This is a genomic window from Variovorax sp. 54 (assembly GCF_002754375.1).
Classification (GTDB): domain Bacteria; phylum Pseudomonadota; class Gammaproteobacteria; order Burkholderiales; family Burkholderiaceae_C; genus Variovorax.
In genome coordinates, this window is sequence record NZ_PEFF01000001.1 from 3,963,139 (window position 1) to 3,974,202 (window position 11,064).

Genomic DNA, 11,064 nt, shown 5'->3' on the forward strand with positions numbered 1-11,064 from the left:
GGTACACCCTTCGACACACCTGCCGTCGCAGCACCTTTTCACCCTGAACCGCATGCTGACACGAACCTCCACCCAGTCACTCACCAGCCAACTGGCCGACCGCCTGGCCGAACGCATCCGCACCCGCCTGCTGCCGCCCGGGGCCCGCCTGCCGTCGGTGCGCGAATGCGCGCGGCAGCAGGGCGTGAGCCCCTACACCGTGGTCGCGGCGTACGACCAGTTGCTGGCGCAGGGGCTGGTCGAGGCGCGTCGGCAGCGCGGCTTCTATGTGCGGGATTCGGCACCGGTACAGGACAGCCGCCCCGGCAATGGTGCGGACCCCGTCGGCATGCCGGCGGCGATGGCCGTGCAGATGCTGGCTTCGCGCGTGCCGGCCGATGCCAGCTCGCTGATCCGCAGCATGTTCCATCGCCCGAGCGACAAGCCGCAGCCGGGCATGGGCGTGTTTCCGCCGGACTGGATGGCGTCGACCTTCATGCCCACGGCCGTGCGGCGCGTGACCAGTACAGCGGCGCTGCAGGAGCTGTCGCTCCAGTACGGCGAGCCCTCCGGCGACATGGCCCTGCGCCGCAGCCTGTCGCAGAAGCTGGTGGGCATCAACGTGCCGGCCACGCCCGACCAGATCGTCACCACCATCGGCGCCACCCACGCGCTGGACATCGTCAGCCGCACGCTGCTGCGCGCGGGCGATCCGGTGATGGTCGAGGAGCCCGGCTGGGCGCTGGAGTTCGCGCGGCTCGAGGCGCTGGGCATGCGCATCCTGCCGGTGCCGCGCCGCGCCGACGGGCCCGACCTCGACGTGATGGCGCAGTACTGCAAGCTGCACAGCCCCAAGCTCTTCGTCAGCGTGAGCGTGCTGCACAACCCGACCGGCTACAGCCTCACGCCGGGCAGCGCGCACCGCGTGCTCAAGCTGGCCAATGAATACGACTTCCACATCGTCGAGGACGACACCTACAGCCACCTCGCGCCCGAGCACGCCACGCGGCTCAGTGCGCTCGACGGGCTGCAGCGCACCATCTACGTCAGCGGCTTCGCGAAGATCCTGGCGCCCAACTGGCGCATCGGCTTCCTGGCCGCCTCGCCCGCGCTGAAGGAGCGGCTGCTCGAGACCAAGCTGCTGGCCACGCTGACCTCGCCCACGTTGTTCGAGCGGGCGCTGTCGTGGTGCATCGACCAGGGCCAGCTGCGCCGGCATTCGGAGCGCATCCGCATCCGGCTCGACGGCGCGCGCGCCCGCACGGTCAAGCTCGCGATGGCGCACGGCTGTCGCTTCGCCTCGGAGCCCGCGGGGCTGTTCGGCTGGGTCGACACGGGCGTCGACACCGACGCGCTCACGCAGCGCATGCTCGACCAGGGCTACCTGCTGGCGCCGGGCTCGCTGTTCCATGCGCGGCGCCCGCCGAGCACGATGATGCGGATCAACTTCGCGACCTCGCAGGACGCGAATTTCTGGAAAGTTTTCAGCCGCGTCAGGGACGAGCTCTGATTCGCTGGCAAAGGGCTTGGAGTAAGCTGGCAACACAAGAAAACCCAGCCAGGAGACCTCCCGCATGAGCAACGCCAGCAAACCCTTCGACTTCAGCCAGTTCGTCCCCGGATTCGACTTCCTGAAGAACCTCGCCGGCGGTGCCGCAGCTGGCTCCGGGTCGGTGCCCGGCATCCCCAGCCTCGCCAGCTGGGTCGCGCCCACCATGAGCGTCGAAGAGGTCGACAAGCGCATCCAGGAATTGAAGACGGTCCAGTACTGGCTCGAACAGAACGGCCACGCGCTCAAGGCGACCATCCAGGCGCTCGAGGTGCAGAAGATGACGCTGTCGACCCTGCGCGGCATGAACGTGCGGATGGAAGACATCGCCAGCGCGTTCACCAAGCAGGCCGCGGCCATGGCGCCAGCGCCTGCATCGGCCCCTGCCGCTCCGGCTCCCGCACCCCGGCCCGAACCGGAGGCCGTCGAGGAAGAGGAAGAAGAGTTCGACGAGGCCGAGGAAGAAGAAGCGGAAGAAGAAACCCCGGCGCCGACGAAGAAGTCGCGCGCCAAGACGGCCACGGCTGGCGCTGCCGGCGTCGACCCGATGCAATGGTGGGGCTCGCTCACCGAACAGTTCCAGCAGATCGCGAGCACGGCGCTGCAGGACGCGGCGCAGCTCAAGGTGCCGGCCATGGCGCAGCCGCTGGCCGACGCCGTGGGGCAGGTCATCGGCAAGGCGACGGCGGCACGCAAGCCGGCCGCCAAGACCGCCGCTGCGAAAAAGGCCGCCCCCAAGAAAGCCGCGCCGGCACCCGCCGCGCGCAAGAAAACCACGTCCGCCGCCGCGCGCAAGCGAACCTCCGGCCGGCGCTGACGTCTTACAGCCACCTTTCCAGACGACGACGCACGGGTCGGTACGCACCATGAAACTGTTTCCCACCGGCCATGCCACCCACCCGCAATGGCGCATGGCCGCCGGCCTCGTGCTGGCCCAATTGCGCGCGCAGATGGCGCTGCCTGACTACGCGTCGAACCCGACGCTCGGGCTGCTCTACATCACCGACCACTACGCGAGCGAGGCGCAGGAGATCCTCGATCACCTGAGCGGCGAGCTGCCCGAAGTGACCGACTGGTCGGGCACGGTCGGCATCGGCGTGTCGGCCAACAACGCCGAGTACTTTGACGAGCCCGGCCTGAGCCTGATGCTGTGCGCGCTGCCGAGCGACCAGTACCGCGTGTTCTCGGGCGTGGCGCCGCTGGGCAGCTCCGAAATGAGCGGCTTCGAGGCGCACACCGCGCTCGTGCACGCCGACCCCGCCACGCCCGACCTGGGCGAACTCATCGCCGAGATGGCGGGCCGCACCGACACCGGCTACCTGTTCGGCGGGCTCTCGTCCGGCCGCGGCGGGGCGCTCCAGTTCGCGGTCGGCGGCAACGGCAACATCCGCGGCCACGGCGCGGCGGGTGGTGTGTTCTCGGGCGGCCTGTCGGGCGTGGTGTTCGGCGAGGGCGTGCGGCTGGTGTCGCGCGTCACGCAAGGCTGCCAGCCGCTGCGCACCGGCGGCGCGCGCGAGCGCGAGATCACCGAGGCCGACGGCAACCTGCTGCTGTCGCTCGACGGCGAACCGGCGCTCGACGTGCTGCTGGCCGACCTGCAGGTGTCGCTCGACCGGCCGCAGGAAGCCATCGACGCCGTGCGCAACACGCTGGTCGGCCTGGCCGACGCGGGCAGCGACGGCCTGCGCCGCACCGGCGACTTGGGCGCCGACGTGCTGGTGCGCCACATCATCGGCCTCGATCCGACGCGGCGCGGCATCGCGATTGCCGACAACGCCGAGGCCGGCATGCGGCTGAGTTTCTGCCGCCGCAACGCGCAGGCGGCACGCGCCGACCTGATGCGCATCTGCGCCGAGATCCGCGAAGAGCTGGAGCCCGAAGAACAGACGCTGGCCACCGCGCGCGCCGTGGCGGCCGGCGAGGCGGAGGCCGCGCCGCATCCCGCGCGCCGCATCGCGGGCGCGGTGTACGTGAGCTGCTCGGGGCGCGGCGGTCCGCACTTCGGCGCACCGGGCGCCGAGCTGCAGATCGTGCGCCATGCGCTGGGCGACGTGCCGCTGGTCGGCTTCTTCGCCGCCGGCGAAATCGCACGCCACCACCTGTACGGCTACACCGGTGTGCTGACGGTGTTCACCGCGCCGGACTGAGGTCCGGCGCCGGTTGCGTTCAGGCCGGTTGCAACGCGCGCGGTGCGGGCGCCGGCATGCCGGCGAACGCGAAGTCGACCTCGGGTGCGAGCCCGCTCACGATGCGCGCGATCGACTTGCCCGAGCCGCAAGCGTGCGTCCAGCCGAGCGTGCCGTGGCCCGTGTTGAGGAACAGGTTCGGCAGCTTGGTCTTGCCGATCAGCGGCACGTTGCTCGGCGTGGCCGGGCGCAGGCCGGTCCAGAACTGCGCGCGCTCGGTGTCGCCGGCGCCGGGGAAGAGTTCTTCGACGCGCCGCACGATCGCTTCGCAGCGCACGCGGTTCAGGTCGCGGTCGTAGCCGTTGAGTTCGGCCGTGCCGGCGATGCGCAGGCGGTCGCCCGATTCGGACGTGTAGCGCGAGAACACCAGCTTGTATTCGTCGTCGGTGAGCGAGACCTGGTGCGCCTTCGATGCGTCCTTCACGGGCAGCGTCACCGAGTAGCCCTTGGCCGGGTAGATCGGCAGGCGAATGCCCAACGGCGCGGCGTACAGCGGGCTCAGCGAACCCATCGCGAGCACGAAGGCGTCGCCGCGGATGCGCTGGAAGCGGCCTTCGTTGTCGGTGGCTTCGATGTGGTCGATGCTGCCGCCGGCTTCGCGCAGCGCGGTCACGGTGTGGCTCATGAGGAACTTCACGCCGGCCGCTTCGGCCAGCTTCACGAGCTCGCGCGCGAAACGGTTGGCGTCGCCCGACTCGTCTTCGGCGGTGTACGTGGCGCCGGCGAGTTGCGGACGGATGTGGGCGAGGGCGGGTTCGATCTTGATGGCCTCGTCGGCCGAGATGACCAGGCGCTCGCAGCCCAGGGCGCGCATCTGCTCGGAGGGCTTGAGGGCGCCGTCGAATTCTTTCTGCGTCGTATAGAAGTGCAGGATGCCCTGCGTGCGCTGGTCATAGCTCAGGCCGGTGTCTCGACGCAATTGCTGCAACATTTCCCGGCTGTATGTACCGAGACGAACGATCTGTTCGATGTTGTGGCGGGTGCGCGCGGGGGTGCATTCGCGCAAAAACTGCAGGCCCCAGAGCCACTGGCGCATGTCGGCGCGGATGCGGAAGAGCAGCGGCGCATCTTCCTTGCCGAGCCATTGCAGCACCTTCAGCGGCGCGCTCGGATTGGCCCACGGTTCGGCATGGCTGACCGAGATCTGGCCGCCGTTGGCGAAGCTGGTTTCGGCGGCCGGGGTGGCCTGCCGATCGATCACGGTCACCTCGTGACCGAGTTGCTGGAGGTAATAGGCCGAAGTCACGCCGAGCAGGCCGGCGCCAAGAACGATCACACGCATTGCAAGTACCTTTGAGTTTGCAGCGCTTGAACGGCGGGCGTGGAGTGCTATTGAATGAATAGCAAGCAACCGGACGACCGCTGTCCAAGTTGCCGCTCCCCCTGTCCTCGGTACCTGAGAGATTCACCCTGCTGCACCCGCAGCGGGTTTGCTCCTTCGGTGCGCCACATGGCGTGGCGGCTCTCCAGACGGCTGTATCGATGAGTGCAGTACTGACCCCTTGCCGAAATTCCTTGGCGTTGCCTGGAATGTCGTCGGGCCGACCTGAGCGTTTATGGGAGTTTGCGCCTTCGGTAGGGCCTCCATGGAAGCCCGCTCTCCTGCAATTGCTGCCGATTGTAGGCGGGCCCCGCAAGCCGGCCAAGCCCTGTACATCGGCACTTCACACCGATGGGATAATTGAATGTTGATTTTCGGTAAAGCAAACTTTTTTCTACATGCAGGGAGCCCCATGATCCTGGTTACCGGCGGCGCAGGCTTCATTGGCGCCAATTTCGTACTCGACTGGATCGCGCAGGGCGGCGAGCCCGTCGTGAACCTCGACAAGCTGACCTACGCAGGCAACCTCGAGACCCTCGCATCGCTCAAGGGCAACGCGAACCACGTCTTCGTGCAAGGCGACATCGGCGACAGCGCGCTGCTCGACCGCCTGCTGGCCGAGCACAAACCGCGTGCCGTCGTGAACTTTGCCGCGGAATCGCACGTCGACCGTTCGATCCACGGCCCGGAAGACTTCGTGCAGACCAACGTGCTCGGCACCTTCCGCCTGCTCGAATCGGTGCGCGGTTACTGGAACGCCCTTCCGGCCGACCAGAAGGCGGCCTTCCGCTTCCTGCATGTGTCGACCGACGAGGTCTACGGCTCGCTCTCCAAGACCGATCCGGCCTTCACTGAAGAGAACAAGTACGAGCCCAACAGCCCGTACTCGGCCAGCAAGGCCGCCAGCGACCACCTCGTGCGCGCCTGGCACCACACCTACGGCCTGCCGGTGGTCACCACCAACTGCTCGAACAACTACGGCCCGTTCCACTTCCCCGAGAAGCTGATCCCGCTGATGATCGTCAACGCACTCGCCGGCAAGAACCTGCCCGTGTACGGCGACGGCATGCAGGTGCGCGACTGGCTCTACGTGAAGGACCACTGCAGCGCCATCCGCCGCGTGCTCGAAGCCGGCCGGCTCGGCGAGACCTACAACGTGGGCGGCTGGAACGAGAAGCCCAACATCGAGATCGTCAACACCGTGTGTGCGCTGCTCGACGAACTGAGCCCCCGCGCCGACGGCAAGCCGTACAAGGAACAGATCACCTACGTCACGGACCGCCCGGGCCACGACCGCCGCTATGCCATCGATGCACGCAAGCTCGAGGCCGAACTCGGCTGGAAGCCCGCCGAGACCTTCGACACCGGCATCCGCAAGACCGTCGAGTGGTACCTCGCCAACGGCGAGTGGGTGCGCAACGTGCAAAGCGGCGCGTACCGTGAGTGGGTCGAGAAGCAGTACGACGCCACGACGGCGAAGGCCGGCGCATGAAGCTGCTGCTGCTTGGCAAGGGCGGACAGGTCGGCTGGGAGCTGCAGCGCAGCCTCGCGCCGCTCGGCGAACTGGTCGCGCTGGATTTCGACAGCACCGACTTCCACGCCGACTTCAGCCGTCCCGAGCAGCTGGCCGAGACGGTGCTGGCGGTGCGCCCCGACGTCATCGTCAATGCCGCCGCGCACACCGCCGTCGACAAGGCCGAGAGCGAGCCCGACTTCGCGCGCAAGCTCAACGCCACCTCGCCCGGCGTGGTGGCCGAGGCGGCGCAGCAGATCGGCGCGCTGATGGTGCATTACTCCACCGACTACGTCTTCGACGGTAGTGGTACCCGGCCCTGGAAAGAAGACGACGCGACCGGCCCGCTCAGCGTGTACGGCCAGACCAAGCTCGAAGGCGAGCAACTGGTGGCCAAGCACTGCGCGAAGCACCTGATCTTTCGCACCAGCTGGGTCTATGCCGCACGCGGCGGTAACTTCGCCAAGACCATGCTGCGCCTGGCCAAGGAGCGCGACAAGCTGACCGTCATCGACGATCAGTTCGGCGCACCGACCGGCGCGGAGCTGCTGGCCGACATCACCGCGCACGCCATCCGCGCCACGCTGCAAGACCCGACCAAGGCCGGGCTGTACCACGCCATCGCCGGTGGTGAGACCAGCTGGCACGGCTACGCGCGCTTCGTGCTCGAGATGGCGCAGCAAGCCGGCGTCGAACTCAAGGCCGGCCCGCAGGCCGTGGAAGCCGTGCCCACCAGCGCCTTCCCGACGCCCGCGACGCGACCGCACAACTCGCGGCTCGACACCACCAAGCTGCAGACCACCTTCGGACTGCGCCTGCCGCCCTGGCAGGAAGGCGTCGCGCGCATGCTGCGCGAGACGCTCTGACCGACTGACTGATTTTTCCGGCCCCTACAGAAGAAGACCCCCATGACGCAACGCAAAGGCATCATCCTCGCCGGTGGCTCCGGCACCCGCCTGCACCCGGCCACGCTCGCCATGAGCAAGCAGCTGCTGCCGGTGTACGACAAGCCGATGATCTATTACCCGCTGAGCACCCTGATGCTCGGCGGCATGCGCGACATCCTGATCATCAGCACGCCGCAGGACACGCCGCGCTTCCAGCAGCTGCTGGGCGACGGCAGCCAGTGGGGCATGAATCTGCAGTACGCGGTGCAACCGAGTCCTGATGGGCTGGCGCAGGCGTTCATCATCGGCGAGAAGTTCGTGGGCAATTCGCCGAGCGCGCTGGTGTTGGGGGACAACATCTTCTACGGGCATGACTTTGCCCATCTGCTGGGCGGTGCCGACGCGCAGGACTCGGGAGCCACTGTTTTCGCGTACCACGTGCACGATCCGGAGCGCTATGGCGTGGTGGCGTTCGACGCGCAGGGCAAGGCCAGCAGCATCGAGGAAAAGCCGCTTAAGCCCAAGAGCAACTATGCGGTGACCGGCCTGTATTTCTACGACAACCAGGTCATCGACATCGCCAAGGCGGTGAAGCCGAGCCCGCGAGGCGAACTCGAGATCACGGCTGTCAATCAGGCGTACCTCGATCTCGGCCAGCTCAACGTGCAGATCATGCAGCGCGGCTACGCCTGGCTCGATACCGGCACGCATGAAAGCCTGCTCGAGGCGGGGCAGTTCATTGCGACGCTGGAGCACCGGCAAGGGTTGAAGATCGCTTGCCCGGAGGAAATCGCGTGGCGACAAGGGTTCATCGACAAGGAACAACTGGCGCGACTGGCCTTGCCATTGCAGAAGAATGCTTACGGCAAGTACCTCAATCGGCTGCTTGCCGAAGAGCACTCATTCTGAATACTGACTCACAACAATTTCTTCGGTAGCACAAGCCATGCATGCATCAACTCAAACCCTGACGGGTCAAAAATACCTCGTAACCGGCGCAGGCGGGTTCATCGGCAGCCATCTTGTCGAAGCGCTGGTGCGCGCCGGCGCAGACGTCACTGCCATGGTTCGTTATGGTTCCGCATCGAGCTGGGGCAACCTGGAATTCGCGCCCGATGATGTGAAGGGCCAGTTTCGCGTTGTGGCGGGCAACATCGACGATGGTGATTTCGTCATGCACGCCATGCAGGGCATTGACGTCGTCTGCCATCTGGCGGCGTTGATCGCCATTCCGTATTCGTACGTTGCGCCGCGCAGCTACGTGCGCACCAACGTCGAGGGAACGCTCAACGTCGTGGAGGCCGCGCGTCGGCTGTCGGTTCGTCGCGTCGTCCACACGAGCACCTCGGAGGTGTACGGCACCGCGGTGCGCGTTCCAATCGACGAAGAACATCCGCTGCAAGGGCAGTCGCCTTACTCGGCCTCGAAGATCGGGGCGGACAAGATTGCCGAGAGCTACTACCGCTCGTTCGATACCGGTGTCGTGACCTTGCGCCCGTTCAACACCTTCGGCCCGCGTCAGTCGGCCAGGGCATTCATTCCGACGATCATCTCGCAGGCACTGACGCAGGACGTGATCAAGCTCGGGTCGCTGACTCCCGAGCGCGACATGACCTTCGTGACGGACACGGTCGCCGGTTTCGTCGCCGCTTCGGTGACACCCGGCATCGAGGGGCAGACCATCAACCTGGGAACCGGCTCGACCTACACGATCGGCCACTTTGCCGAGCGCATCCTCAAGCTGATGGGCGTGGAAAAAGAGATCGTTGCGGACACCGCGCGCATGCGCCCTGACAAGAGCGAGGTCTTGAAGCTCGTCTCCGACAACGCACTGGCCGCGAAGTTGATGGGATGGTCGCCGCAAGTCGATCTGGATGAGGGATTGCGCCAGAGCATCGAATTCATCCGGCGCAACATCCACCTGTACCGCCCCGCGGTCTACACCGTCTAAGGGAGCACGTATCATGAAAGCAGTCGTCATGGCCGGCGGCAAGGGCACCCGCCTGCAGCCGTTCACCGCCTCGTTTCCCAAGCCTCTCATGCCCCTGGGGGACATGCCCGTGCTGGAGCTGCTGCTGCGGCAGCTTCGTCGTGCCGGCGTCGAGGAAGTCTTCCTCGCGGTCAACCATTTGCATCACCTGATCCGCGCGTTTTGCGGCGACGGTTCGCGATTCGGGCTGAAGATCGACTACAGCCTCGAGGACAGCCCTCTGGGCACGGCCGGCCCGCTCGGCGCATTGATCGACAAGGTCGGCGAGAACTTCATCGTCACCAACGGCGATCTGCTCACCACTTTCGATATCGGTCAGCTGATCCGCACGCATGCGGAGCGGCAGTCGGATGCCACGATCTGTGTCTACGAAAGAGAGGTCAAGATCGATTTCGGGCTCATCCAGGTCGATGCGGAGATGAATCTCCAGGGCTACCTCGAGAAGCCCATGAGCAAGCACCTGGTCAGCATGGGCCTCTACATGCTCAATCGCGATGCGGTGAAGCCGCATGTCAGCGAGGGCGTTCACCTGGACATGCCGGACCTGTTGCTCAAGCTGAGCGCGGCCGGCAAGAAGGTGCGCTGCCATCAACAGCCCGAGAGCTTCTGGCTCGACATCGGTCGGCCGGATGACTACTCGACGGCGCAGAAGATGTTCGACGAGAGTCGCGAGCTTTTCCTGCCCGAGTAGCCCATGCGTGTGCTTGTCACCGGTGCCAGCGGATTCGTCGGGCGGGCGGTGCTTGAAGAACTGCGGGCGCGCGGCCTTGAAGTCTTCGCCGTCAGCAGAACCGAACGGCCTGCTGTCGCAGGCGAAGCAAGGCGCGTGCTTTCCGATCCTGCCGATACGGCCGAGGTCCGCGCTCTGCTCTCGTCCATAGAGCCACAGTTCGTCGTGCATCTGGCGGGTGTTTCCTCCGCCCCCTCTTACAGCGAGCTCTACGAGGCCAATGTCGTCTTCGCGGCCAACCTGCTGGATGCCGCGCTCGCCATGTCGCGCAAGCCGCGCGTGCTCCTGGCGGGAAGCGCAGCCGAATACGGGGCAGTGCCCGCCGCCCAGCAGCCCGTGCACGAGGATGTGGCGTGCCGTCCCAACACGGCCTACGGTGCAAGCAAGCTGGCCCAGACGAGTCATGCCTTCGTCGCCGCTTCGCGTGGGCTGCCCGTGGTGGTGGCCCGACTGTTCAATCCCATCGGACCTGGCATGCCGAAATCTCTGGCCCTGGGAAGCTTTGCACACCAGATCGCCAGCATGGGCGCGCGTGGCGGTGTGCTGGCAACCGGCGATCTCGATGTTGTGCGGGACTTCATGGATGTCCGGATCGCTGCGAAGCTTCTCGTCGATCTGTCCCTGGTGAGCGACACCTCTGCGCAGGTGGTGAACATCTGCAGCGGCGACGGACAACGTCTGCTTGACCTGACCCAGCGCTTGATCGCTGTCTCCGGCGTGCCGGTCGAGTTGCAGCACGATGAATCGCGACGCGGCAACAGTGATGTCAGAGCTTTCGTCGGCGATCCGTCCAGGTTGAAGGCCCTGGGGCTGCATGCCGGGCGCTCCGACATGGACTCGGTTCTCGACGCGATCCTGCGCAGCGCGCGCGAAGAGATCTCCGCAACTTAGACCGAGGGCGTGCAAGGG

At 66.4% G+C, this 11,064-nt stretch carries 10 protein-coding genes and 2 riboswitches; of the genes, 9 read left to right on the forward strand and 1 reads right to left on the reverse strand.

Going from position 1 to position 11,064, the window contains the following annotated elements:
* The first annotated feature begins 52 nt into the window (after window positions 1-52).
* From CLU95_RS18305 to CLU95_RS18315, 3 genes are all read left to right on the forward strand, one after another.
* Window positions 53-1,489: an aminotransferase-like domain-containing protein gene (locus CLU95_RS18305; protein ID WP_099794918.1), complete on the forward strand. Its 1,437-nt coding sequence runs from the start codon at window positions 53-55 to the stop codon at window positions 1,487-1,489.
* Window positions 1,490-1,553: 64 nt separating this feature from the next.
* Window positions 1,554-2,345, forward strand: coding sequence for a PhaM family polyhydroxyalkanoate granule multifunctional regulatory protein (locus tag CLU95_RS18310; RefSeq protein WP_099794919.1), 792 nt, complete (start codon window positions 1,554-1,556; stop codon window positions 2,343-2,345).
* 49 nt (window positions 2,346-2,394) lie between these two features.
* Window positions 2,395-3,675, forward strand: coding sequence for an FIST signal transduction protein (locus CLU95_RS18315; protein ID WP_099794920.1), 1,281 nt, complete (start codon window positions 2,395-2,397; stop codon window positions 3,673-3,675).
* Between the two features lie 19 nt (window positions 3,676-3,694).
* On the opposite strand, the gene CLU95_RS18320 is transcribed toward CLU95_RS18315, so the two are convergent.
* Window positions 3,695-4,996: a D-amino acid dehydrogenase gene (locus CLU95_RS18320; RefSeq protein WP_099794921.1), complete on the reverse strand. Its 1,302-nt coding sequence runs from the start codon at window positions 4,994-4,996 to the stop codon at window positions 3,695-3,697.
* 91 nt (window positions 4,997-5,087) lie between these two features.
* Window positions 5,088-5,194: riboswitch (glycine riboswitch) on the reverse strand.
* Between the two features lie 44 nt (window positions 5,195-5,238).
* Window positions 5,239-5,329: riboswitch (glycine riboswitch) on the reverse strand.
* Window positions 5,330-5,447: 118 nt separating this feature from the next.
* Here CLU95_RS18320 and rfbB point away from each other — a divergent pair.
* The 6 genes from rfbB to CLU95_RS18350 are packed head-to-tail and all read left to right on the forward strand — an operon-like array spanning window position 5,448 to window position 11,046.
* Window positions 5,448-6,527, forward strand: a complete 1,080-nt coding sequence (gene rfbB, locus CLU95_RS18325) for a dTDP-glucose 4,6-dehydratase (protein ID WP_099794922.1) — start codon at window positions 5,448-5,450, stop codon at window positions 6,525-6,527.
* Entirely contained in the window at window positions 6,524-7,414 is an 891-nt protein-coding gene (rfbD, locus tag CLU95_RS18330; RefSeq protein WP_099794923.1) for a dTDP-4-dehydrorhamnose reductase, read from the forward strand. Before rfbB ends, rfbD begins: the two co-directional genes overlap by 4 nt.
* A 42-nt stretch (window positions 7,415-7,456) precedes the next feature.
* Entirely contained in the window at window positions 7,457-8,344 is an 888-nt protein-coding gene (rfbA, locus tag CLU95_RS18335; protein ID WP_099794924.1) for a glucose-1-phosphate thymidylyltransferase RfbA, read from the forward strand.
* Window positions 8,345-8,381: 37 nt separating this feature from the next.
* Window positions 8,382-9,386: a GDP-mannose 4,6-dehydratase gene (locus CLU95_RS18340; protein ID WP_099794925.1), complete on the forward strand. Its 1,005-nt coding sequence runs from the start codon at window positions 8,382-8,384 to the stop codon at window positions 9,384-9,386.
* A 13-nt stretch (window positions 9,387-9,399) separates the two neighbouring features.
* Complete coding sequence (locus CLU95_RS18345; protein WP_099794926.1) at window positions 9,400-10,116, forward strand: sugar phosphate nucleotidyltransferase; 717 nt, start codon at window positions 9,400-9,402, stop codon at window positions 10,114-10,116.
* Window positions 10,117-10,119: 3 nt separating this feature from the next.
* On the forward strand, window positions 10,120-11,046 hold the full coding sequence (locus CLU95_RS18350; protein WP_099794927.1) for an NAD-dependent epimerase/dehydratase family protein: 927 nt from the start codon (window positions 10,120-10,122) through the stop codon (window positions 11,044-11,046).
* The last annotated feature ends 18 nt before the right edge of the window (window positions 11,047-11,064 follow it).